This window comes from Acidiluteibacter ferrifornacis (genome assembly GCF_009909615.1).
GTDB classification, from domain to species: Bacteria; Bacteroidota; Bacteroidia; order Flavobacteriales_E; family Vicingaceae; genus Acidiluteibacter; species Acidiluteibacter ferrifornacis.
On sequence record NZ_WWNE01000008.1, the window covers coordinates 139,612 to 165,607 of the forward strand.

19 protein-coding genes are annotated in these 25,996 nt (G+C 35.6%); 18 read left to right on the plus strand and 1 reads right to left on the minus strand.

Going from position 1 to position 25,996, the window contains the following annotated elements; all coding sequences use genetic code 11:
* The 13 genes from GQN54_RS11020 (at window position 1) to GQN54_RS11080 (ending at window position 13,937) form a co-directional block, all read left to right on the plus strand.
* On the plus strand, window positions 1–729 hold the full coding sequence (locus tag GQN54_RS11020) for a dTDP-4-amino-4,6-dideoxyglucose formyltransferase (RefSeq protein ID WP_160633600.1): 729 nt from the start codon (window positions 1–3) through the stop codon (window positions 727–729).
* Window positions 722–1,600 carry a glycosyltransferase gene (locus GQN54_RS11025; RefSeq protein WP_160633601.1) on the plus strand — a complete coding sequence of 293 codons (879 nt, stop codon included), beginning with the start codon at window positions 722–724 and terminating at the stop codon, window positions 1,598–1,600. Before GQN54_RS11020 ends, GQN54_RS11025 begins: the two co-directional genes overlap by 8 nt.
* A 57-nt stretch (window positions 1,601–1,657) precedes the next feature.
* Window positions 1,658–2,560, plus strand: coding sequence for a glycosyltransferase (locus tag GQN54_RS11030; RefSeq protein ID WP_160633602.1), 903 nt, complete (start codon window positions 1,658–1,660; stop codon window positions 2,558–2,560).
* Between the two features lie 574 nt (window positions 2,561–3,134).
* Complete coding sequence (locus GQN54_RS11035) at window positions 3,135–3,767, plus strand: hypothetical protein (RefSeq protein ID WP_160633603.1); 633 nt, start codon at window positions 3,135–3,137, stop codon at window positions 3,765–3,767.
* Window positions 3,768–3,961: 194 nt separating this feature from the next.
* On the plus strand, window positions 3,962–5,140 hold the full coding sequence (locus GQN54_RS11040; RefSeq protein ID WP_160633604.1) for a glycosyltransferase family 4 protein: 1,179 nt from the start codon (window positions 3,962–3,964) through the stop codon (window positions 5,138–5,140).
* Window positions 5,133–6,383 carry a hypothetical protein gene (locus GQN54_RS11045; RefSeq protein WP_160633605.1) on the plus strand — a complete coding sequence of 417 codons (1,251 nt, stop codon included), beginning with the start codon at window positions 5,133–5,135 and terminating at the stop codon, window positions 6,381–6,383. The genes GQN54_RS11040 and GQN54_RS11045 overlap by 8 nt, the downstream gene beginning before the upstream one ends.
* Before the next feature lie 3 nt (window positions 6,384–6,386).
* The gene (locus GQN54_RS11050; RefSeq protein ID WP_160633606.1) at window positions 6,387–7,403 is read left to right on the plus strand and encodes a CgeB family protein; all 1,017 of its coding nucleotides are present in this window, start codon (window positions 6,387–6,389) and stop codon (window positions 7,401–7,403) included.
* A gap of 283 nt (window positions 7,404–7,686) precedes the next feature.
* On the plus strand, window positions 7,687–8,958 hold the full coding sequence (locus GQN54_RS11055) for a hypothetical protein (protein ID WP_160633607.1): 1,272 nt from the start codon (window positions 7,687–7,689) through the stop codon (window positions 8,956–8,958).
* Window positions 8,959–8,988: 30 nt separating this feature from the next.
* Window positions 8,989–9,951, plus strand: a complete 963-nt coding sequence (locus GQN54_RS11060) for a glycosyltransferase family 4 protein (protein ID WP_160633608.1) — start codon at window positions 8,989–8,991, stop codon at window positions 9,949–9,951.
* A gap of 37 nt (window positions 9,952–9,988) precedes the next feature.
* Window positions 9,989–11,503: an asparagine synthetase B family protein gene (locus GQN54_RS11065; protein WP_160633609.1), complete on the plus strand. Its 1,515-nt coding sequence runs from the start codon at window positions 9,989–9,991 to the stop codon at window positions 11,501–11,503.
* The gene (locus GQN54_RS11070) at window positions 11,496–12,629 is read left to right on the plus strand and encodes a glycosyltransferase (protein ID WP_160633610.1); all 1,134 of its coding nucleotides are present in this window, start codon (window positions 11,496–11,498) and stop codon (window positions 12,627–12,629) included. The genes GQN54_RS11065 and GQN54_RS11070 overlap by 8 nt, the downstream gene beginning before the upstream one ends.
* Window positions 12,626–13,180 (plus strand): WcaF family extracellular polysaccharide biosynthesis acetyltransferase, encoded by a 555-nt coding sequence (locus GQN54_RS11075; RefSeq protein WP_160633611.1) that lies wholly within the window; start codon window positions 12,626–12,628, stop codon window positions 13,178–13,180. The genes GQN54_RS11070 and GQN54_RS11075 overlap by 4 nt, the downstream gene beginning before the upstream one ends.
* Window positions 13,181–13,187: 7 nt before the next feature.
* On the plus strand, window positions 13,188–13,937 hold the full coding sequence (locus GQN54_RS11080; protein WP_160633612.1) for a glycosyltransferase family 2 protein: 750 nt from the start codon (window positions 13,188–13,190) through the stop codon (window positions 13,935–13,937).
* Window positions 13,938–14,121: 184 nt separating this feature from the next.
* Here GQN54_RS11080 and GQN54_RS11085 read toward each other — a convergent pair whose 3' ends face one another.
* Entirely contained in the window at window positions 14,122–15,036 is a 915-nt protein-coding gene (locus tag GQN54_RS11085) for a DUF6089 family protein (protein WP_160633613.1), read from the minus strand.
* 106 nt (window positions 15,037–15,142) lie between these two features.
* Between GQN54_RS11085 and GQN54_RS11090 the strand changes: the two genes are divergently transcribed.
* From GQN54_RS11090 to GQN54_RS11110, 5 genes are all read left to right on the plus strand, one after another.
* Window positions 15,143–16,096: an NAD(P)H-dependent flavin oxidoreductase gene (locus GQN54_RS11090; RefSeq protein ID WP_160633614.1), complete on the plus strand. Its 954-nt coding sequence runs from the start codon at window positions 15,143–15,145 to the stop codon at window positions 16,094–16,096.
* A complete protein-coding gene (locus GQN54_RS11095) occupies window positions 16,096–17,340 on the plus strand; it encodes a M16 family metallopeptidase (protein ID WP_160633615.1) in 1,245 nt (414 codons plus the stop codon). Before GQN54_RS11090 ends, GQN54_RS11095 begins: the two co-directional genes overlap by 1 nt.
* Window positions 17,337–18,605, plus strand: coding sequence for a M16 family metallopeptidase (locus GQN54_RS11100; protein ID WP_160633616.1), 1,269 nt, complete (start codon window positions 17,337–17,339; stop codon window positions 18,603–18,605). Before GQN54_RS11095 ends, GQN54_RS11100 begins: the two co-directional genes overlap by 4 nt.
* A 116-nt stretch (window positions 18,606–18,721) precedes the next feature.
* On the plus strand, window positions 18,722–21,022 hold the full coding sequence (locus GQN54_RS11105) for a T9SS type A sorting domain-containing protein (RefSeq protein ID WP_160633617.1): 2,301 nt from the start codon (window positions 18,722–18,724) through the stop codon (window positions 21,020–21,022).
* A 108-nt stretch (window positions 21,023–21,130) separates the two neighbouring features.
* Window positions 21,131–25,975, plus strand: a complete 4,845-nt coding sequence (locus GQN54_RS11110; protein WP_160633618.1) for a T9SS type B sorting domain-containing protein — start codon at window positions 21,131–21,133, stop codon at window positions 25,973–25,975.
* Window positions 25,976–25,996 lie beyond the last annotated feature (21 nt).

Consider the following 25,996-nt stretch of genomic DNA (forward strand, 5'->3'; position numbering starts at 1 on the left):
ATGAGAGTATTGGTTTTAAGTGATAATGTTCAACAGTATATTCGGATAAAAAAATTGTTTCAAGAGAGGGATCGGAAGGAATTGAAAATAGATTATAAGCATAGTCCTATACGCTCATCTATATGGGAACATGAAGATTTTAATGGAAAGAACTTAGTAATAAATGTAAAAAGGGACTGGAGAGAACTTTTGTTAAACTATGATTTGATTATTTCAATGCATTGCATGCAGTTGTTTCCTAAAGAGCTTGTTGAGGGGGTCCGCTGTATAAATATTCATCCTGGTTATAATCCTGTTAATCGAGGCTGGTATCCGCAAGTATTCGCAATTATCCATGATACTATTATTGGAGCAACTATTCATGAAATGGATGAAAAGTTGGATCATGGTCCTATCATAGCTCATGAAACAGTTCCAAAATATCTTTATGATACATCTATAGACATATATAATCGAGTTTTGTCAAAAGAAATTGAATTGTTCGAGAAATATTTTGATTCTATTATTGATAATACATATATAACCAATAGTTTTGAAAATCAAGGTAAAGTATATTTAAAAAGAGACTTTATAGACTTATGTGAATTGGAACTGGATGAAAAGGTCACATACAGGGAAGTAATTAATAGATTAAGAGCACTGACTCATGGAGATTATAAAAATGCTTACTTTTTTGATGAAGAAGGAAGGAAAGTTTATGTGTCAGTTAATTTGGAATTAGATGAGTAAGCGTAATATTTTAGTTTCTGCCTGTATTATCACCTATAACCAAGAGAAATATATAAAACAATGTATTGATAGTGTTTTAAAGCAAAACCTAGACTATAATCTAGAGATTGTTATTGGAGATGATTGCTCAACAGATTCAACTGGACAAATATGTCTAGAATATGCACAGCAAAATCCTGAACTTATTCGATTTCAAACAAGAAGCAAAAATTTAGGCGTCGGTAAGAATTGGTCAGAGACAATTTTAGCGTGTAAAGGGGATTATATAGCTTTATGTGAAGGAGATGATTTCTGGATAGATCCAAATAAATTACAAAAACAAATTGATTTTTTGGAAACGCAAGATAACTTTGTAATGAGTTTTCACGATGTGAAAGTTGTCGATCAAAATTCTGAGCCAATTGAACACTACAGCAATTCGAATAATAATAAGAGAAGCTATTCTTCGTTTGAAATGCTCTCTGGGCCGATAATGCCAACTGCGAGTAACGTTGTAAGAGGTGATGCGTTGAGAAAGGCAGTGAAATTTCCGGAGGTTAGCAAAGTTTTCAATATGGATACATTTACGCATGCTCATTTGTCTCGTTTTGGGGAGGCCTATTTTCATGAAAATATGACGTCGGCAGCGTATCGTGTTCATGATGGTGGTGTCTGGACTAGGGCTCGTTACAATTTTAGGGTACAAGAAGCTCTCAAAACGTTACTACTTGTTTATACTACTATTGGTGATTTAGAGTCAAAAAAAATTTTAAGGCGAGATATAAATAGAGCATATTGGAATATTTTTAAATTTCATTTAAAAAAGTTAGACTTTATTTCTCTTTTTAGGGACGCTAAAAATTTTCTATTTTTTTCACTTAATGTACAATAAATAAGCAATATTATCAGAATAGTTTATTTAGTAAATAGGTTTAACTGAGGGAAAAAGATGATGGTATCAGTTGCAATGATAACTTATGGGCATGAGCATTATATAGAAGAAGCCATTAATGGTGTTTTGATGCAACAATGTAACTTTGAGGTAGAGTTAATTATTGCTGATGATTGTTCTCCTGACCATACAAAACAAATAGTCAATAGAATTATAAGTACTCACCCCAAAGGGGCTTGGATAAAGTACACTAGACACAAGAAGAATCTGGGTATCGCACGTAATTTTGCTTGGTCGATGCTTGAGGGTAAGGGTAAATACATCGCAATTTGTGAAGGGGATGACTATTGGACGGATCCTCTAAAATTACAAAAGCAGGTCGACTTTTTAAATGCAAACCCTAATTATATGATGGCTTGCCATTCTAGTAATGAAGTTGATGCTAACGGGAATGTGTTTAAAATAGCCACCAGAAAAGATAAAGTTATAGACTTATCTATTGTGCTTAAACAGGGATGGTTTATTAGAACAGCCTCCATGCTTTTTCGCAAAGAAACACTTGAAAACGGTTTTCCTCCTTTTTTCTTCGACGCTTATTCTACAGATTATATTTTACAAGTGATGATTCTTAAAAAGGGTATCTGCAAATACTTTCCTGAAGTAATGAGTGCATATAGAAGACATGATGGTGGGGTTTCAGGAGCAACACCAAACATTCAGTTCAACAGGTGGAGTGATAAATTGAAACTGTTGGATAAAATTGACCAGTTCTGCGATTTAAAATATAAAAAAGAAATTGATATCCAAAAGGCTGATATAAAAATGAGTATCGTATTGTATCTGCTTAAATATCCCTATTTAGTAAAAGTAGTTGGTGTTGATGGGTATTTAGGCCATATCTTTTCCATGCATTTTTTTAAATTAATTAGCCTAAAATTAAAGAAGAAATTGAAATTCTAACTTCTTTCCATTAAATACCAGTTATAATCGGTGATTTAATATGTGTCAATATATTGTGCAACTGAGAAATCAAGATGTTTAAATTATGTCAAAATTACACTCGAGCTCATTTTTTATCTTTCATTTTCGGCCTCTAGAAAATTATCCCCCAATCTTGAATATGTTAGATTATTTGGGGAAAAAAAATGAGCTCAATTCAATATATTGCATCAGTACCAATGGCCAAGTTTCCAATAGGGGGTTTTTAAAAAAGGTAAAGGTTTTTCGATTCGGAAATGTTGGTGGGTCAAAGTTTTGCCTTTGGTATACATATTTATTTTTTAATGTGTTAGGCTTATTATTATTATTATTAAAGCGACCCCAAAAAATTCTTTACTATGAAAGTTTGTCTGCTTTCCCTGTATATATTTATAAAAGATTTATAAATAAAAAGGCGGATGTCTATATACATTTTCATGAGTATGTTAGTTTAGAAGAATACAATCAAAGTTCAATAGTTGAGCGGTTTTTTCACAAAAAGGAAATATTCTTATATTCTAGATGCGAATGGATCTCACATACTAATACAGTTAGATTGAATAGGTTCTTAAAGGACTATGGCATAACTTATCTTCCAAGGAAACATAGAGTGTTACCGAATTATCCATCTAAAGAGTGGGTAAAAAAAAATAAGGCGTGGACAAGAGGAGAAACTATAAAAATTGTTTTTGTTGGATATACCCTAACGAAGGGTGGTAGTTATTTACAGGAATTAGTTGAAATTCTAAAACAACAGCGAATACCTATTCATTTAAGCATATATTGCTCTAAATTAAATGCCTTTATTGAAAACTTTCAAGGGAACTATGGTGATTTGGAGATATCTGTTCATTCAGCAATAATGTATAAGGATGTAGCTCATGTACTACAAAGACATCATATTGGAGTTATTTTATACAAAGCTAAAACAGAGAATGTGATTCATTGTGCTCCTAATAAACTTTTTGAATATTTAGGCTGTGGTTTGGATGTCTGGTATCCCCATGAGATGAAGGGTACTTATGCTTATGACAGCATGATAGAGCCTAGAGTACTTCGAATTAACTTTAACGATATCTCAAATTTTAATGTAAAACCTTTAATTAGGGAGAACCCAAATCCGATACAATATCAATATTATGCAGAGACGGCATACCAATTATTCTTTAATTTTTTATCTACTAAATAGTTTGAAAGCTATGAATGCTTTTAACTTAACAATCTAGAAAATTTTTACAAAGATAGATTTCCACCTTGACATTTAATTGAGGATAATTAAATTAAAAATGATTTGAATTCTAATCATAGTCGAAATGGTATGCATTATTCTTATATTCGTGCCAAAAATAGAATGTGCAGACAAATTAACTTGATTTTATATTGATGATCAAACGGAAGAAGTTTAAAGTGATTGTTAGTCATCCTATTCAGTATCATGCGGTTTTGTGGAGAAGCTTGCCCAAGATTGAAGGCTTAGACGTTGAAGTTTTTTTTTGTTCTGATCATGGACAGCAAAAATCTTTGGATAAGGATTTTGGAGTATCCTTTAGTTGGGATATTCCTTTAAGAGATGGTTATAAAAGTAAGGTCTTTAAGAATTATGGATTTGGAAATGGTTTCTTTAAATACATTAATTTTTCTCTAATTATTTCTATTTTGTCAACTAGAAATGATTTTGTTTATTTTCACGGTGTTAATAGTTTTACATCGTATTTAAGTTTTTGGATTTCAAAAATTAAGGGATCTAAAATTATTGTTAGAAATATTGCACACCTTAACGGAGAACCTAATCGAAGTAAATTTAATAGACTCTTAAGGGATTTTGTTTACGGTAGTGTTTATCGAAATGCATCTTACTGTTTATATACAGGTCGGTTTAATAAAGAGTTTTTTAAGAGTTTTAGGGTAAAGGTTGATAGATTAATTCATGCTCCACATGTTGTTGATAATGATTTTTTTAAACAAAGAGAGCTTGACGGTGAAGAATATTTTGATTTTAAGGAAAGACTATCAATAGAAAGGAATGAAGTAGTGCTTATGTTTTGTGGAAAATATACAGCTATCAAACAACCTATAATGCTTTTAGATGCTTTTCAAAATAGCATATTGAAATGTAAAGCGACTTTGCTATTTATAGGAGATGGTATTTTAAGGGATTCATTGCTAAATAAAGCTCAAGAAATTAATGAACCTGATAATTTTAAAAGGGTATTGTTTCTAGGGTTTAAGAATCAGACAGAATTGCCTGCCTATTACAGTATTGCTGATATTTTAGTTTTGCCATCTATTCGTGAAACTTGGGGTCTTGTCGTAAATGAAGCTTTAAACTTTTCAACGTCTATCATCGTAAGTAGTGATGTGGCTTGTGGGCCTGAATTGGTTGAAAACAAAACTGGGGTTATTTTTAATAAAAATAGTCAGGAGGAACTAAAAAGTTCAATCGAACAATTAGTTAATGATGATAAACTATTAAAAAAGTATAAGAATAATGGTAAGAAAATCATTATGAATTGGAGTGTAAATGAATATGTTGAAGTTATAAAAAAGATTGTAAATGGTTGATTATTTATGTAGCACAGAGGGTTTGAGTGGTGATTTAGCCCATTTTGTAGGTTTTCATGATATCTGTCCATGGAATGAGGCTAATGAGCTTTTAGCAATACATCAAGCAGAAAAAGATGATATAAAGGCAAGAACAAAAGCAGACTTTGTTAATATAGCGCTTTGGCATCCCCAAAAGGAGGAGATAAACATAATAGATGAGACAAATTGCTGGAATTGGCAACAAGGAAGTAGACTCCAATGGATTCCTAATTCTTCAAGCATAATATATAACAAAAGGATAAATGATCGGTTAATTTCTCAAATATATAATGTTGGTGAGAGTAAATTTGAGTCTGTTATAGAAAGACCAATTTATGAAATCGATCATTCTGGAAAAAAGGCTTTATCCTATAGTTTTTCCAGACTCGGTGAGTTATGGAAGGGGTATGGATATGCAGAACTGCAAAAGGACTTTGATCAAGATGAAATTGCTCCTGCCACAAATGGAATTTTTGAAGTTGACCTTGTAAATAATACTAGTAAATTGTTAATTTCTCTAGCTCAAACATTTGAAATAGGTCGAAAAAGTAATTTTGATTCTTTTAAACGTTTCTTTACTCACTGTTCTTTCAACCCCTCAGGTACTAGGTTCTGCTTCTTTGAGCGATTTCATACTGCTGAGGGGGCACTGTATTCGAGATTTTTTGTTGCTAATAGTGATGGGACAGGATTAAAACTTATTTCAGAAGGAAAGCAAAGTCATTTTGATTGGTTTAATGATAGTAAAATTTTAATTTGGAGTAGGCCATCTAAAAGTTTGATCAATTCTGCACATAAGATGGGGATGCTTCATAAGTTCCCATTTAAACAAATTATACGCTTGATTAGAAGTCTAAATCCATCGTTAAAGAGTAAGATGACCAATGAATACTTTAGAATTATAGATGTGACCGATAAAGATAACGATCTTGTTGTTGCTCGTGAAATTGTAAAGGAGGATGGTCATCCAATGTTTAGTAAGGATAGGAAACAGTTTGTAAATGATACATATCCTAATTCGGAAGGAAAGCAAGAGTTAATGCTTATTGAGATGGATACATTCTCAAAAAAATCCTTGGGATGGTTTAGTGTACCTCAAAAATTCCAAGATACAGATTTGAAATGTGACTTGCACCCTCGATGGGATAGAAACTTTTCTAATATTTGTGTTGACTCTAGTCATTCAGGGAAAAGACAAGTTTATATATTATCAGGAAAGTAAGTCATGAAGAGCCTTTTATACGTTTATCAGAATTATAGAAAATCCTATTCTAGTGCTTCTTTAAGTATTTTAAGAGCTTTGCATAGTTTGAAGGGATTCAAAATTGAAGATTTTGAAGTAAAGCCAATTTCCTATAGTAATTTTATAAATAGGATATTGAATAAGGTTTCATTTATTAGAACACGGCACTTTAAAGTACAGAATGAGCTTTTGATGACAAAAGTTGGAAATGGATGTTATGACTATATGTTTGTAATGAAGGGAACCGATATTAAGTCAGATACTTTGCTTACTATTAAAAAGAATAATCCTTCGATAAAGCTTATTTGTTTTAATCCCGACGACCCTTTTAATAGAGCTTCTTCAAATGAAGAAATAATTAAATCGATTGCTGTCTATGATTATTATTGTATTTGGACTAGGCATTTAGATTTAAAACTGAAAGCAGCAGGCGCTAACCATATAAAATATTTACCATTTGGCGTCGATGAAACCATAATTTACCCTTTGGATGCGGAATATAAATATGAAATATCTTTTGTAGGGAATGGTGACGATGAAAGGCACCAGCTAATAAGGGGATTGGCCTTAGAGTTTGAGAGGAGAAATTTAATGATTAGAATACATATTTTCGGGAGTAATTGGCCTGATTTAGGATCAAATGTAATTGTAGATGGTCAAAAAAATGCAGAGGATCTTTTGAAAACTATAGCGGCATCTAAAATAAACCTAAACTTATTACGAAAACAAAATAAAAACTCAATTAACATGAGAACCTTCGAAATTCCTGCGGCTAGAGGATTCATGTTGCATGAAAGAAGTGATGAAGCTCAAAGTTTTTTTACCTCAAACACAGAAGTAGTATATTTTGATGATGTTGTAGATTTAGCAAATAAATGTGAGTATTACCTAAAGAATGAGGAGGAGAGAAAGGGATGTGTAACTAATTGCAATAAAAAATTGAAATCGATAGATTATTCGTACCAAAAGATAATAGATAACGTATTTAATCAGTTATAAAGCCGATTTATTCTTAATATTTTTAATGTTCAAATACCCTAAGGTGATTTAGGTCTCTGTATTCTGGTTAATTTTTATGATATTTGATTGTAGAAGATTTTTCATTATCACTAAGAAACTGGCCTCCTAAACATTCCGTACTTGTATAACACTTTATTATACTTTGATTAATAATAGATACCTTCCTGTTTTAATTGCACTCCTATACTTTTCCTATAGCCTAATTTTTACTAGCAGTTTGTTTATTACAAACATTGGATTATCATTTACGTTATACGTTTTTTTGGATTTTGTAAATAAGCTTGGTCATCTTATCCCGATTAAGGAATTAATTATTTTAATAGCTTCATTGCAGTGGATATTAGGAGCATCAATTTCATATCAAATAAGTGTTCAACATTACAGATATTACATGTATGTTGATGAATCTACTTATATGAGTTATATTGTACCTTCCTTGATACTTCTTTGGTTGGGCTTTCAACTTGTTAATGTGAAGTTGATTAAACAGAAAATAGTAGATTTATTTGCTGAGGAAAAGGATACATTAAAAAAGCATGGTTTTGTTTTCGTAACAATTGGACTAATTTCAAGGATAGTTGTTTCCTTAATAAGTATTCCGAGTTTAAGTTTTGTCCTATATCTGTTGAATTTAGTATTGATTATTGGTGTTGTGTATTTATTTTTTTGCTATCCAAATAGGAAATGGAGTTTATTTCTTTTAACCATTACCTCCTTTTTTATTTCTGCGATATATTCTGGCCTGTTTCATGGGTTTTTGCTTATTGCTATTTTTCTCACATTTTTTGTGATATCTGAAAAAATGAAATTTGTTTCAAAGATGTTTATGTTAGTGATTAGTTTCGGGGTCGTTTTTACTATACAAACCGTTAAAACAGAGTTAAGATCAGAAGTGTGGGTTAGTTCTAATAAAAAGGATGCTTTAAGTGTTTTTTGGAATTTAGTACAAAGTCAATTTTTTCAAGAATCAACGACTAAATCCTCCTTAAACTATGAAAGTGAAAAGTTAAATGAGACTAATGAAGTAAATAGCCGATTAAATCAAGGTTGGATAATTAGTAAGATAATGAGTAATATACCATATAAAGAAGATTATTTGGGTGGAGAAACCGTAAGAGAAGCTTTCAGCTCTAGTCTCTTACCACGATTTCTATTTCCTGATAAAAAAGGAGCTGCTGATGGTATTGAAGATTTTAAGAGAATTACTGGACTGGATTTACAAAGAGGAACATCAATGGGGCTATCAATTACAGGTGAGTTTTATGCGAACTATGGTATTTATGGTGGTTGGCTTGCAATATTTATTTATGGACTTTTAATCTCATTATTTATAAAATGGTTTATTAATTTTTCTGGTCATAAATCTCCATTAACATATATCTGGCTAGTTTTAATTTTTTATCAGGTGGTAAAGGCAGAAACTGAATTAATTAAGATATTAAATCATATGTTTAAGTCACTAATTATTTTCTATATATTTAAGTTAATTGCAAATTCTTTTCAATTTAAATTTTTAATTAAAGGAGATAAATAGCTTGTTTTACTAAAATTGACCTTGTTGGTTATGCTTATTTTTAGAAAGAAATTAGTAAGTTTTAACAGTATTGAAAATGTATTCAATACCTTACTTCCGTACCTTGAACAACAGGAAGTTGAACTGCCATACCATAGTGTGGGCTTATTGCCTAGATTAAAAAATATAGCCTTTGTTGCTCAGTTCCAAAAACACTTAAAACACATCACTGGCCACGATCATTACCTCCTGTGGTGGCCCTTTAAGAGGACGGTATTGACCATTCACGACATAGAAGCATTGAAGCGGAAGAGCGGCTTTAAAAAGTGGATCTTTCAAAAATTATGGTTCGATTGGCCTATTGCCAATGCAACGGTAATTACCACTATTTCAGAATTCAGTAGACAGGAAATTCTGACTTTAAAAAACTATAAAACTCCTATAGAAGTGATCTATAATCCCCTGACCTTACCCATGGATTTTAATCCGAAACCTTTCAATACCCATTGTCCTCAAATTTTGCATTTAGGGGTTAAGAAAAATAAGAATTTAGTTCGTTTGATTGCTGCTTTAAATGGAATTTCTTGCCGCTTAATTATTATAGGGAAACCCACATCGGATTTAAAAAAGTTGCTTCAAGAACATCAGGTCGATTGTGTCTTTAAAACTGGACTGAATAATGAAGAGATTATCTCGGAGTATCAGTCGTGTGACTTGGTTGCTTTTGTCTCTACCTATGAAGGGTTCGGGTTACCCATTATAGAGGCCCAGGCAGTCGGTCGTCCTGTGATTACAAGTAATGTTGCTTCAATGCCAGAAGTAGCAGGGGACGGGGGAGCCTTATTAGTAGACCCATTTGATGAAACGGCTATTAGAGAAGGGATAATTCGATTAATAGATGACGATAAATTGAGAGATCGCTTAATTATTAATGGTTTAGATAATGTTAGACGTTTTCGGCCTGAGAAGATTGCTGCTCAATATCGCCTGCTATATAAAACGATAGATAGATAAAAAGTGAGTGCCTTGTTGGTCAATTTACCTTAGTTTTGTGGGAAGAAATTTTAATGATGACATGAGTTCGGCATTTGTAACATATGACTACAAGACATTTTCTATTTCGGGAGGAAGGGCATTTGACCGACTAGAAGTTGAAGTAAAGGGAGTCTTAACCAACCTTAATTTCTTATCCGAGAAGTTGGGTGGTGTAAATTCAAAGGAAGAAATCGTTGCTGCAGCTTATACCAAATGGGGGAAACATTTTATTGATCAAATAGAGGGGACTTTTTTTATTGTCATTTTTGACCAAGAGAAAAGAGAATTGTTGTTGTATAGAGATAAAATGGGGGTTGTCCCTTGTTATTATTTTAAAACGGATCACTTTTTTGCTTGCTCTACTTCTATTCAATCATTGCTACAACTAGACGAAGTAGATAGGGCTTTGAATGTTTCAGCTTTAGGGAGTTATATTTCTTATGGACATGTGCATTCATCAGAAACTTTGATTAAGGGTGTTTCTCAACTGCTACCAGCTCATTATTTAATTCTGAATGATGAAGAGTTTACAATCACTCCTTATTGGTCGATTACTTCACATTATGACTATATTTCAGAAGGGCGGACACGAGAACAACATACTTTTCATTTGGATCAGCTACTGGAAGGTTTTAACAGCGAAAACTCACCGACTTTGTTGGAACAATCTGAAACAACAGGAGGAAATCGTTTTATGAAATGGATTGCTAAGGTGGATCATCCTTCCATTCATGCGCTTGATTATTTTGAAATTTTTGAGCAAGCTGATTTAAAAACGAAACATCTTGCTGTAATGATTGGTGAGAATGAAGTATGGGGGAAAGGAAAATTATACGACTCTTTAGAGGGACTTCAGTCAAAAAAGTGGTTGTTAAGTTACCCTAAAAACTTAAGAAGTTTTCTAAGTCGTTGGGTTAATATTCCGCACAAACAAAGTTTAGGAGAAACTTATTCTCAGCTAATTTTTCAAGATTATTTTGACCTAGATTATTTATACCCCACTTATCGCAGGTTGTACCCTATTGCTTCTTTGAAAAAGAGTTTGGAGGTGGAATTTGTAGATGAAGTTCAAGGATGGGCTAGAAAGACAGTGGTTTATCAAACGGAAGGTTTTCAGTTCCCTTATTTGTCTAAGTTGGGGTTGATGGAGCTACAAACTAGAGTTGTGAATGCACAATTACCTGCATTGTATGATGCCCAACGAGTATTTCACCAAAGGGTTCATAGGCCCTATCTGGAGTGGAAACGATTACGCTACCTTTTAAATTTGCCTGATCAACACAAAACTGGATTAAGGAAATGGTATGATTCGGTAAGTAAAAATGTGGTTGGATTAGAGATGAGTTGGGACAAGACTGAAGATGGAGTTCAAAAGTTGCATCAATTTGCCCACCGAAAAGTAATTAAAGACCCATTAAGAAAGGATATCATTAATGGATTTCCACGCTTAACAAAGGAAAAGCGAAATCAATTGAATCATTCCATTATTATTTTAGAAGCCTGGTTGCAACAAAACAAAATCAATGATTAAGAGAAAGTTGCTCATTTTTATAGATTGGTATTACCCAGCCTTCAAAGCAGGGGGTCCTATCAAATCGGTTTTCAATATTGCTCAAACGTTAAAAGAAGACCTAGAGATTTCCATTATTACTTCTGCATATGATTTGGGGGAAGTGAATTCCCTCGAAGGAGTTCCAACTGATACTTGGATGACCAATGATGAGATCAAGGTTATTTATTTAAAAAGGGAACAGCAGAGCCGTTCACGATTAAAGGAATTAATATTAGAGGTATCTCCAGATATCATTTATTTCAATAGTTTATTTTCGACTGCGTTCACTTTAAAGCCAATAATAATTGCTAAACGGTTGGGAATTAATAGAATTATAGTTGCCCCCCGAGGGATGTTAGGGAAGGCGGCCTTAGAAATTAAACCACTTAAAAAACGGGTGTTTCTTTCAATCGCTAGGGCGATGGGGATATTTGCAAATGTTCAATGGCATGCGTCTACAGAACAAGAAAGGAAAGAGATAGAGATGGTTTTTGGTCAAGGTGCCACGATTTCTATTGCTAAAAATATTGCAGGAAGAGCATTGCGTAGAGAGTTGCCATCTAGATTTAAAGTTCCGGGTGAACTTAAACTGGTTTTTTTCTCACGCATTAATGAAAAGAAAAACTTGCTGTTTGCATTAGAGGTCCTAAGGGAATGGGAGGAAGGAGCGATTTATTTGGATATTTATGGACCCATTGAAGATAGAAACTATTGGGAAAAGTGCCTTCAATTGATGAAGAATTCTAGTGTACATTTTGACTATAAAGGATTGATTCATCCAACTCAATTGGATGCTATTTTGCACCATTACCATTATTTGTTTTTTCCTACCAAACATGAAAATTATGGGCATGTGATCGCTGAATCTTTATGTGCTTCCCTGCCAGTTATAATCAGTCAAAATACTCCATGGAGAAATTTAGCAGCTCAGAATTTGGGTTCCGACTTACCGCTACTCGTTGAAGACTTTAAAGTGTATATATCCAAAGTGGTAGAGGAAGGAGAATTGGAGTATAAGGTCAAAGTAGAGGCAGCGTATGCTTATAGTCTCCAAAATATTGTGCATGTTGATGTTATTGACGAAAATAGAAAGTTGTTCTTATGATTCATACAGATTTATCCCGATATGATAATAGTGATTTTAAGCTAGGGCGTGGAGTTGTAGTTCGTACCATTTGGTATTTCATCAATACCTTAGTTTTTAAGTCTTATTTATTGCCAATTAATTCGATAAAAATAGGGTTGTTACGCTTGTTTGGAGCCCGGGTAGGTAAGGGTGTAGTCATTAAGCCCAATGTAAATATCAAATATCCTTGGAGGCTCTCTATTGGTGAACATACATGGATAGGAGAAGAAGTGTGGATTGATAATTTGACAACAGTTGCTATAGGCGCCAATTGTTGTCTATCTCAAGGTGCATTTTTATTGTGTGGTAACCATGATTTTAAAAAGTCCACTTTTGATTTAATAACTTTACCTATAACTTTGGAGGATGGAGTTTGGATAGGTGCCAAGTCTATCGTGTGTCCAGGTGTTAAAGCTTTTTCTCATTCTGTTTTAGCGGTGAATTCAGTAGCAACTCGAGATATGGAAGCCTATTTTGTTTATCAAGGGAACCCCGCACAAAAAGTTAAAAGCAGAACAATAGTAGAATAGTAACTATATGAAAATTTCCATCATAACGGTTTGTTACAATAGTGCAAAGACCATTCAAGATTGCATTCAATCGGTAGTTAATCAGTCTTATCCAGATGTAGAGTATATCTTAATTGATGGACAGTCAACCGACAATACGTTAGAGATTGTGCATTCCTTTGGGAATAAGATCAGTCAAGTCATTTCTGAACAAGACAAGGGAATGTACGATGCCATTAATAAAGGCATAAAGCTGGCTACTGGTGATATCATCGGGATCTTGAATTCAGACGATATGTATGTGGATGAACTAGTGTTGTCAGAAGTAGTCCAAAAAATGATAGCGACGAATGCTGATGCCTTGTATGCCGATTTGAACTATGTGGATCAAATGGATACCAATAAAGTGATTCGCTATTGGAAATCTGGAGAATACAAAAAGGGGTCGTTTCTGTCGGGCTGGATGCCTCCACATCCTACTTTTTTTATCAAGAAGGAGTTTTATTCTCAATATGGAGGGTATAGTCTGGATTTAGTTTCGGCAGCAGATTATGAGTTAATGCTTCGCATGATTCATAAGAATTCAGCAAAAATGGCCTATTTACCTCGGGTGATTGTCAATATGCGAGTAGGAGGGATGAGTAATTCTAGTCTCTCCAATCGACTAAGAGCCAATAAAGAAGATCGAAAAGCTTGGGATATGAATGGATTGACCCCTAGGTCTTTTACGCTGCTTTTTAAACCGCTTCGCAAGCTAATTCAATATGTGAAGCGATAAAGTCGACTGTAGAATAATTTTAAAAAAGACATTTCGGTACACTTTAGTACCTTGAGTGGTTTTGTTGTAAAGAAGATTGTATCGTAAGGTACTAATAGCACTTTGAAAAGTGCTTTAATGGGTCTAAATAAAAAAGCTCCTTGAATTGGAATCAAGGAGCGTTCTATATTTAAAAAACTTTGGTTTAAAACTTAGTTCGTTTTCTTCGTTTGTTGATCACACTGTTATAGCGTCTTTTGTAGAAGGAGCTTTTTCCTCTGAAAGCGTAAGAAAAGGAAACTTGTCCGACCAAATATCCATCATTACTATCTGGATTGCCTCGAATAGCACCATTGTTATAATAACCAGCATGGGGGAAATTTGCATCTCCTTCTATTGCTCGTCTTTCATTGGTTCTACTTGCCAAAAGCTGTGATTCAACATATGGTAGTTGAGTTGCTGGGTCTTTAACATATCTGGTACTCACATCGTCTAAGTAATCCGTAAAAGTAGCTCTGTAGCCAATTTCCATTCCAATTCTAAAATTACGTTGAAAGGTAAAATAAAATCCGGCTCCAAAAGGTAAAGCAAAACTTACTTTTTCGTATTCACTAGATTGCCCTTCTGTTCTTAATTCTCTTAGATTGTAGGTTTTTCCTTGGTATTCTGCCGTAGGGTTAAAGTAAAATGCGCTGAACCCTCCAAAAATGTATGCTTTGAAATCATTCCGATAACGACCAGTACGATTTAAATCACCTATTGTCCAGAAGTAATATTCAACTGTAGTAGACAATTCTATGACGTCAGTTTTAAAACTTAAATTTCTTGCTCTTCTAACAGGGTCGTCTGTCAAACTATCTGCACTAGCCAATCGAATGTAATTTAAAGCTAATTTTCCTGCAAATCGATTGTGGAAACGATACCTTGCAAAAGCTCCACCTGAAAAGTTGGTGGCGTCCAAGTTCATGTCCATGAAGCTATTTTTGGGAGATCCTTTAGGTCCTCCTAGCTCACCTAGGTAATTGGAAACACCTAGTGAAACCCCAACGTCTAGATTGTATTGCGCATTAACGCAAATGCTTGATATAGCAAGCCCTATGAAAATTAGTATTTTTCTCATGCTACAAATGTAAAAAAAAACTTTAATTGTTAACGAAATTTAAAGAAAAACCTTGAGGTAACAGATAGTGATTGTTTAATTTAGGCGACTTTTAAAGCGTTACAGGATGAAAAATAAAATTACGCAATTGCTAAACATTCAATATCCCATTATTCAAGGAGGAATGGTTTGGAATAGTGGTTGGAAATTAGCGGCCGCTGTCAGTAATGCAGGAGGTTTAGGATTGATTGGAGCAGGCTCAATGAAACCTGAACTGTTAGAAGAACATATTCATCGTACTCAACAGGCCACGGATAAACCATTTGGAGTTAATGTGCCTATTTTTTCTCCCTATGCCACAGCACAAATCCAGACCATAATAGATGCAGGTGTGCGCATTGTATTTACTTCTGCTGGGAGTCCCGCCCAATTTACAGCTCAATTAAAGTCACATGGAATTACAGTAGTTCATGTAGTTTCAAGCGCTTATTTTGCTATGAAGGCTCAAGCAGCCGGTGTAGATGCCGTTGTTGCGGAAGGATTTGAAGCTGGAGGACACAATGGAAGGGAAGAAACCACTACGCTCTGTTTAATTCCTGAGGTCAAACGAGTAATAAAAGTTCCTTTAATCGCTGCGGGAGGAATAGCAACTGGAGCAGCTATGCATGCGGTCATGGCTTTAGGAGCAGATGGAATTCAAATGGGTAGTCGGTTTGCAGCATCTGTGGAGGCGTCTTCACACATCAACTATAAAAACTTAATTGTAGAAGCGAAAGAGGGATCAACTCAACTTCGACTAAAACAACTGGCTCCAGTTCGGTTGTTAAAAAATGAATTCTTTCAATCTGTTGTCCAATTGGAAGAATCAGGAGCTTCTCCTAAAGAGTTAATGGAGTTGTTGGGCAAAGGTCGAGCTAAAAAAGGTATGTTTGAGGGAAATTTGGTAGATGGGGAGCTAGAGGTTGGACAAGTTGCCAGCTTGATCGATGAGATTTTACCTGTTGATCAAATTTTTAAGAATTTATTAGAAGAATATGAAGCTTCTATTCAATCAATCACACAAGAAAAATATAAATTTTAATGATTCAATTTGAAAAGTTTTCGTTGAGGAACGGCTTGAGAGTAATTGTTCACCGTGACGAAACAACGCCTATCGTGGCTTTTAACTTATTGTATGATGTCGGTGCAAGAGATGAGGATGAGTCAAAAACAGGGTTTGCTCATTTATTTGAGCATTTAATGTTTGGTGGCTCTGTAAATATTCCAAATTATGATTCTCCATTACAGGAGGTCGGAGGTGAAAATAATGCATTTACATCCAACGACATCACGAATTACTACATTACACTACCAAAAGAGAATATTGAAACTGCCTTTTGGTTAGAGTCTGATCGAATGTTGAGCTTGGCGTTTACAGAAAAGAGTTTGGAAGTACAGCGCAATGTGGTTATTGAAGAGTTCAAGCAGCGGTATTTAAATCAGCCCTATGGAGATGTTTGGTTGCTACTTAGACCTTTGGCTTATACTCGCCACCCATATAAATGGGCTACAATTGGTAAGGAAATTAAACACATCGAGGAGGCAACGATGGAAGATGTAAAGTCTTTTTTCTTTAAACATTATCGACCCAATAATGCAATACTTTCTGTAGCAGGAGATATTTCTAAAGAACAGATTGAAAAGTTGGCAGAAAAGTGGTTTGGGGATATTCCACAAGGAGATATCGTACCGAGAGACCTGCCTAAGGAGCCAAAGCAACTGCAAGCGAGAAGTTTGACTGTTGAAAGAGACGTTCCTTCAGATGCCATTTATAAAGCATATCACATTTGTAATCGAGTTGATCCTAATTATTATGCAATTGATTTAGTTTCCGATATATTATCAAGAGGGGATTCTTCTCGTTTGTTTGAATCGTTGATTAAAGAGCAAGAGTTGTGCTCTAATGTTAACGCTTATATTACAGGAGATATGGATGAGGGCTTGTTTGTGATATCTGCTACTGCTAATGAAGGGGTTTCTTTAGAGAAAGTGGAAGATGCGATCCATAGAGAATTAGAGCTGCTCAATAAGAATGGGGTAAGTGATTTGGAGCTGCGGAAAGTTAAAAATAAGGTAGAGTCGGCTCATGCATTTGGGAATACATCAGTTTTAAATAAAGCGATGGGCTTGGCTATAGCTGAGCTAATAGTTGATGCCTCACTAGTCAACCAAGAAATGGATTTTTACCAAGCTGTAACAACTGATCAAATTCAAGCATATTGTCAGCAAGTGTTAGTTCCTACCAATTGTTCAACATTGTATTATAAATCGAATAAATCGAAATGATAGATAGAAAAATTCCGCCTATTTTTAAATCAATTGAAGAAGTTAAAGTTCTTCAAGCTCAAGAATTAGTTTTGTCAAATGGGGTTGAGGTCGGTTATATCAACGCTGGTACGGAAAAGGTATTAAAGTTAGAAATTATAATGAATGCAGGTGTTGTCGATGCTAGCCATCCGGCAATTGCCTTTGCCGCAGCCGATTTAATAGATAAAGGTACCGACTCTATGTCGGCTAACCAGGTAGCTACAGCCTTTGATACGTTGGGGGCATATGTCAATACTGAGGTTAACTTTGATCGTACTAGTTTGTCGGTGTTTTGCCTGAGTAGAAATGTGGAACAAGTTCTAGAACTCCTGCTAAATGTTCTCTTGAATGCTAAATTTCCCCAAAAAGAGTTGGACAATTACATCAATAACCAAAAACAAAAAATGAAAGTTAACTTGGAGCGTGTTAGTTATGTAGCTAAAAAGCGTTTCCCAGCATTAATTTTTGGTTCGGCTCATCCTTATGCCTCCACGGTAGAATTGGTCGATTATGATAGTTTGAGGTTGGTTGACATTGTTGAGTTTTACACTCAAAAGCTGCTTTCAAAAGGTATGCGTGTTCAAGCTTCTGGAGATGTCAATGAGCAGGTTTTAAAGTTAATATCCAATGCTTTTTCGCCCATAGAGTTGGTACCTAATTCAATGGTTTCTTTCCCAAAAATGGTGGAGATGCGTGCAAGAAAGCAATACATAGAAAAGCCCAATGCGGTGCAATCTGCTATACGTATTGGAAAGTCGCTTTTTAATAGAACGCATACGGATTATGTCAAAATGCAAATGGTCTCAACTATATTGGGTGGGTATTTTGGGTCGAGATTGATGGCAAATATTCGAGAAGATAAAGGGTATACCTACGGAATTGGTTCAGCCATTGTCCCGTTAAAACATACTGGCTACTTTTTCTTGACTACTGAGGTGGGTAAAGAAGTAAAGGATGCTGCGTTGGCCGAGATTTATAAAGAGATAAAGTTGCTTCAAGAAGAATTAATTACTGATCAAGAACTGAAATTGGTTAAGAATTACGTTTTAGGTAGTTTTTTGAAAAGTGTGGATGGGCCATTTGCTCAGATGGATAAGTACCAGTTGATAAAAGATAGTGAATTGAATTATGACTATTTTGAGAGGTATCTTCAAACGGTGAAGAATTTGACCAAGGAAGAGGTAAAAGAATTGGCCAATAAGTACCTTCAAATAGATTCATTGAGTGAGTTGGTTGTCGGTTGATTGTTCTATTGGGTGGGTAAGGATTTGTCTTGATTAGATTAAACTTTTCTAGTGCAACCTATTGGAGTTGTTTAGAGTCTAAATTGATATTAAATTAGCACAAACTGAAACAATCTATGAAAAGTCAAAACCTACTTCTAGCCATTTTATTGTTATTTTCAATCCAACTTTCCGCCTCTCACTATATAGGAGGCGAAGTCTATTGGAGGTGTATTCAAGGTACAGGGAAGTACATTTTCTATATGGATTATTATAGAGATTGTAATAGCACCTCTGCTGATATTGGTACAGGTCCCGTTACTTTAAGGGTTTACAACACGCCACTGCCCAATAATGGGGCTTTAAGTCAAATCACAATGACGTTTGTTCCGCCAGATCCGGGAACTCCTCTTGGGCCTAATGGTGGTGCTTCAGTTGCTCCTCTTTGTAAAGGTTGTGCAAATTCCTCTCAACCTATTTCTTGTGTTACAGAGGATAGAGGAACTTTAGAAAAGTACTCTTATCGTTCTCAGCCTATTACCTTGAGTGGTAAACCGCCAAGTGGTAACGGTACTACTGCAGGTTGGGTGTTTGGATATACTTCACCTTGTTGTCGTTCTGGTGATATAGAGAACTTATCCAATTTAGGGTCTTCTGCTATGTTTAAGGCAATTATGTATGGTGACGGACGAGCATCTCAAGATCCATGTTATGATAGTTCTCCATTATTTAAAGAAGAACCGTCTGCAATTATTTGTGAGGGGTATGATTTTCAGTTTAATCATGGAGTATATGATGAACAGCTGGACTCTTTGTCATTTCAATGGGCAAACGTGGTGAATTCAAGTTCAAGTGCAACACATTATCAACCAGTTATTAATAACTGGGAAGCAGGCTTTTCTTTGGCTAACCCTACGCCAACACCAGCCATGAATCCGCTCAACAAATCGGCGACTATAGATAGTAGAACAGGGAATGTAAAATTTTTTACTATTTTGCCTCCAAGTGTTCCTGCTAATATTGCTGGTATTTACGTTACTTCTACACAAGTTGATGCATGGGGGGTAAGTCCAATCACAGGGAAGAGGGTAAAGACAGGTACCATTTATAGAGATATGCCATTTAATATTTTTAGGTGCCCTTCCATCTTTTTTACCTTCAACGATATAAATGGTAATCCTCGAACTGTGAATGAAGTAAATAAACCACCATTTGTTTTCTTGAGTAGTGGTAGAGATGCAAAAAGTATTGATACTACAATTATTATAGGGGATTCTCTGAAATTTGATTATGTAGTGATAGATACCAATGCCAATCCTTGTGATATTGGTTTATTGACTCAAGTTTCTATACAGCCTAGTGGAGTTCAATTTGATTCTAGCTTTTCGAATACGAATGGAAATTGCTTGCTTCCGCCTTGTGCAATATTAAATCCAGCACCGATAGGGCGCCCTGCGCGTCTTGTCGGAAACTCAATAGTTGAAACCCAGTTTAATTGGAAAGCAGATTGTGCACATTTGATGGAGTTGGGTGCCTCCATGCAAGCGGATGCGAGGAGAAACTTTCAGTTCGTATTTAAGATATACGATGATTTTTGCCCTGTGCCTGCAATGAATTATGCTAGTTTAAATGTGACGATTAAGTTACCTGAAGTTCCCCAACCGCCTAAAGTTTATTGTTTTGATACTTCGAGCGCTAGCATAAATTTCTTTTATGAACTCACAAATTATAACCCTAATAGGTTTAATAGTGTCGAAGTGTATTTAGGACAGAGGCTTAAAGGGTCACAAGGGTCTTTTTCCTTTTTTACGCAACCAATTGAATATATTACTAATCATATTGGTCAAGGATTTATTCCTATGAATCAACTTGACCCTAATCAAGAGTATGCCATCAGATTAAAACATCGAGATTCGATTTGTACATGGGATGTAACATCTCAGTATAGTAATGTTATTTCTGCCGGTCAGACTGACACCGTTCAGTTTAATTTAAACTATAAAGACAGTACTTTAAGTTTGTCGAATCCGCTAAATGGAAATTTACAGTGGTATAAGAATGGAGTTTTGATAGCCAATGCATCAGGAAATGCTATAGTAATATCGGATACTGGCAGGTACGAAGTAGAGGTAACCATTGGAGGATGTGTGTTCCGAAGTCAACCTTATATTATTTCTGTGGTGAGCAGTATAGAGCTGAAGTCATCCATTTCTGAGCTGTCTATTTTTCCTAATCCAACAAATGGTAATTTAAGTATCAGTGGACTCCATGAGAATGAGAGTATTAAAAGTGTTAGTGTTTATAACTTAAATGGACAATTAAAAGCTTTGCCAAATAGTGGTTCATTCATAGATTTGAGTGTTCTCCCTAAACAATTATACATTCTTAGAATTGAGACGAATTGGAGAGTGGTGACGAAGAAAATAGTAAAACAGTAGCGTCTAATAGCTGAAGATTCTATTTTTTTTTCGAAATTGCGGCAACCATTGTAGTTTTACTCGTCTTTTGGACGTAAAAGAAACTACTTACGTTTTAATTTAATGACTATGAAAAAGATAAGTTTACTGCTGTTGATTTTTATCTCAGCCATTTCCAGTTCTTTTGCCTCTCACTATGTAGGAGGTGAAGTCTATTGGAGGTGTATTCAAGGGACAGGGAAGTACATTTTCTATATGGATTATTATAGAGATTGTAATAGCACCTCTGCTGATATTGGGACGGGTCCCGTTACTTTAAGGGTTTACAATACGCCATTGCCCAATAATGGGGCTTTAAGTCAAATCACAATGACTTTTGTTCCGCCAGACCCAGGAACTCCTCTAGGACCTAATGGAGGTGCTTCAGTTGCGCCTCTTTGTACAGGTTGTGCAGGTTCGCCACAACCCATTTCTTGCGTTACAGAGGATAGAGGAACTTTAGAAAAGTACTCTTACCGTTCTCAGCCTATTACCTTAAGTGGTAAGCCACCAAGTGGTACCGGTACTACTGCAGGTTGGGTGTTTGGATATACTGCACCTTGTTGTCGTTCTGGTGATGTAGAGAACTTATCCAATTTAGGGTCTTCTGCTATGTTTAAGGCAATTATGTATGGTGATGGGCGAGCATCCCAAGATCCATGCTATGATAGTTCTCCTCAGTTTAAAGAATCTCCTTCGGTGATTATTTGTGAGGGGTATGATTTTCAGTTTAATCACAATGCGACTGATGATGAATTGGATTCATTGTCTTATCACTGGGCAAACGTAGTGAATTCAAGCTCAAGCACAACGCAATATCAACCTGTTATTAATAACTGGGCAGCAGGCTTTTCTTTGGCTAATCCTACGCCAACACCAGCGATGAATCCGCTAAACAAGTCAGCGACCATCGATCCATTAACAGGAGAAATTAGAATGTTTACAATATTGCCTCCAAGTGTGCCTGCTAATATTGCTGGTATTTACGTTACTTCTGCGCAAGTTGATGCATGGGGGATAAGTCCAATTACAGGAAAGAGGGTAAAGACAGGTACTATTTTTAGAGATATGCCATTTAATATTTTTAGATGTCCTAAAATTACATACACCGCTGTCATAAATGGTAGTCCGGTTACAGTTAACGAAACTAATAAGCCGCCGTTTGTTCAAATTGGGGCTGCTGCTGGTTCAAATAGTTTGGATACAATTGTTTATGCTGGAGATTTTGTTTCTATTCCATTTTTAGCAGTTGATTCCAATACTAGTCCTTGTTCCGTAACATCATTGACCGAAGTTTCGGTTGAGCCGACAGGTTATCAGTTTGATAAGTCTTTTAATGATCCGCAAGGTAATTGCCCAATTAAGCCGTGTGCAACTCTAACTCCTGCCCCATCAGGAGCTCCAGTAAAAAGACTGAGAGGGCTCTCTACTGTAGGAACTAGATTTAATTGGCAAACGACTTGTGACCATCTAAATCCAGTGGGTGTTCAGCAGTTATCTTCAGGACGATTTACATTCGTTATGAAAGTGTACGATGACTTCTGTCCTGTACCTGCAATTAACTACCCCACTATTAATATTACACTTAAAGCGCCCGATCCATTAGGGCCTCCTGTTATTCGTTGTGTCAATAAATTGGATGACGGAAGTTATGTTATTAGTTGGACTGGGCCAGTGCATCCTGATACGACCAATTCATTTCATTCTTATCAACTGTTCCTTTCTCAAAGAACAGCGGGTTCAAATGTTCCTTATACTAATTTAAGTAACCCTATCGCTTTTGGTTTGACAGATTATGAAGGCTCATATACTATTCCAGCGAGTGCTTTCCCTCCTGGTCAAGAAGTGGCATTTAGAATGAAAACTAGATATGGCTGTGGTGGGTCTGATACTTCTGATTTCTCTCCATTATATGCGACAACTAATCGTTTGAAGGCGGTGCATTCTGGGACGTTACCAGCTGGAGATCCTAATGCTCCTCAAACTAAAGTTACACTTAGTTGGAAGTCACTATTTAATACCATCCCTAATTACAATCCTAGAAAGCCTTTATTAATGGCTTCTTCGATGCTAGAGTCGTGGAATGGCGTATTTTATATTTATCAGCGTCACTCGCCACATAACTCAGGGCCTTGGTTGTTGATAGATTCCATTATGGAGACCGATACCTCTAAATTTAAATGGACAGGAGAAAGCCCTGTCTGTGACGATTCTGTTTCGTTTAAGATTGCAACTAGGGATACCTTGGCCAATTGTGAGTCATTTAGTAATGTGGTGACAAAGAATATGAAATCTATTGTGCCGCCTGCAAAGCCAAAATTAATTGAAACATTGGTTCGTCCAAATGGTGATGTTTTCTTGAAGTGGGCAGTTTTGGGACTTTCTGCTGATTCATATGTAATCTATGAATCGGATGCTACTGGAGCCTTGATGAATAAGCTTGATAGTGTAATTGTGCCTCAAGACACTTTTATTCATATAGGAGCAGGAGCCGATCTAGGTGCTAAGTATTATGTAATAATTCCTTATGACACTTGTAATAAGGCTGTAGCAGGAACAAAATCAGAAGTTATTAAGACTTCCCAAGCTAGCGTTTCGTTGTCAGGAAACTGTATTGTTACTGCCAATATCACTTGGACTCCATTTTTAGGGTTTGGTGCAGGCGCTATTACTCAGTATGAGTTTTACATTGTTGAGAATGGTGTGACTACTAAAATCGGGACTAGAAATGTGCCCGTTACCTCATTTGATTACAATGTAGGTCCTCAAACATCTTATGATTTTTATGTAGTTGCGAAGGCGGGTGCAGGGCAATCGGCTCGTTCAAGTATGTTTAATGTAGTAACTGGTAGCTTACCCGATACTTTTGTTATTGCTCCTCCAGATGTGCGATGTGTTCGTTATATTGGAAATGTTGTTGAATTGGAATGGTTGAAACCATTAAATCCGAAGAATAATTTTGAAGAGTATCGTGTAGAGCGTTTAGATGGCAATAATTGGGTTGTGGCACCAAATGGAATAATTACAGACTATAACACTACAACATATACGGATGCAAGTCCTATAGTAGATTTGAAGTATCGAGTAGCTTCTGTTTCTAATTATTGTAATCAGCGAAAGGACTCTCTTCCTGGAGGTTTTGTAACTCCGATTGTTTTAGACGTTGAAAATTATGTAATTCCAAATGTGCCAACAGCTCCTAAGTTGAAATTGGAGTGGACTAGTACAGGAATTCAATATGAGAATAACTATGAAATTTTAAGAGACGCATCAGTCGGAGTGCCAAGTGGTGTATATAATGTTGATACAACTGTTAAGCAAACTGTTTTGTCTTTTATTGATACGGATAGTTGTACGAAAATTGGAAGATATTTTGTTCAAGTTCAAGATACTTCAGGTTGTTATAGTGTATCAAATACAGCCGAGGAAACTTTTAGAGACTCTGAAGGACCACTTAAGCAGTACATCGATTATGTTACTGTAGATTATACAGATATTAATAATTTGGCTGTAAAAATAGTATGGTCTAAAAACCCTTCAAAGGATGTTAAAAGGTATATCATCGAACGACCTCTAACTACCTTCCCAATTACTAATATTACAATTGATACGAGTGGGGAGACTACAGAAGTTACTGAGTATGTTAATCCTGCTGATACTTCTTACACCTACACTATTTTTGCAGAAGATTCGTGTGATGGTATTTCTGACGGACCATTCGATGAAGCTACCACAATTGATATCGACAGTAGGTTCTTGATTTGTGATTCTGCGGTGGAGTTGACATGGAATCGTTACGATTGGTTCAGATCTGGTTCAGAGGTGTTGTATGAAATTTACGCATCTCAAACAAAGGTGTTTGCTGATTTTGTGAAAATTGGTTCAACAACTAGAAATGTTTTTACACATGAAGGTGTCCAATCAGGAGATAATTACTACTATGTAAAAGCGCTTGATTTAAATGGAGCTGGTCCATTCTTTTCAAATTCTAATTTAACATATGAATTTGTTGAATATCCTGATCCTCCTGCATATCAATACATGCACTCTGTATATGTTAATTCTCCAAACTTTATAGAAATTCAATGCTATGTGGATACAGCAGCATTGGTTAAAGGATATGCCATTTACCGTGGAGTAGATTCTTCCGCATTGGTTAAAATTGATCAAGTAGGAACAGATGCAGTAGTAGATGGTGCTGTTAATTTCTCAGACTATAATGTAGTTTCTGATGAAGGTAGCTATTACTATAGAATAAACGCGCTGGATTCTTGCGGAAACTTGTCTATCGCCTCTAATTTAGGTAAGTCTATTTACTTGGTTAATACTACGGATAACTTGGCTTTAACCAATACTTTGAAGTGGACAGCATATGAAGATTGGGCCAACGGAGTAGATTATTACCTAATCTACAAGGCAGAGAAGAATAAGTTTGGCGTAGATGCTTATGATACGTTATATGTAGAGCCAGGAATGGGGAATGTTATTACCTATACGGATGATGTTTCTGATTACCTAGATGACAAGGATAACTTCCTTAAAAATGGCCAATATTGTTATTATGTAGTAGCCGTTGAGAATGGAAGAGGAGTTCCTTCTGATCCTTCAATAGGTTCAGGAATGGCTTTATCAAACGCGGTTTGCACAAATATGCAGCCTGCAATGTACATTCCGAATGCTTTTTCTCCTGGTACTGCGGTAAATAATGTGTTTAGACCTGAAGGGGTTTACTTTGATTTCACAAGGTATGAGATGATTATTTACAACCGATGGGGAGAAGTTGTTTTCGAAACCAATGACTATTACAAAGGATGGGATGGTTCATTGAGTGGAGGAAAGTATGCTCCAATAGGAACTTATGTATACTCGATTCGATTTATAGATTCGAATGGGGAAGAGCGTTCAAGAAAAGGAACTTTAACCATTGTAAGGTAATTTAATCTATAATTACATGAA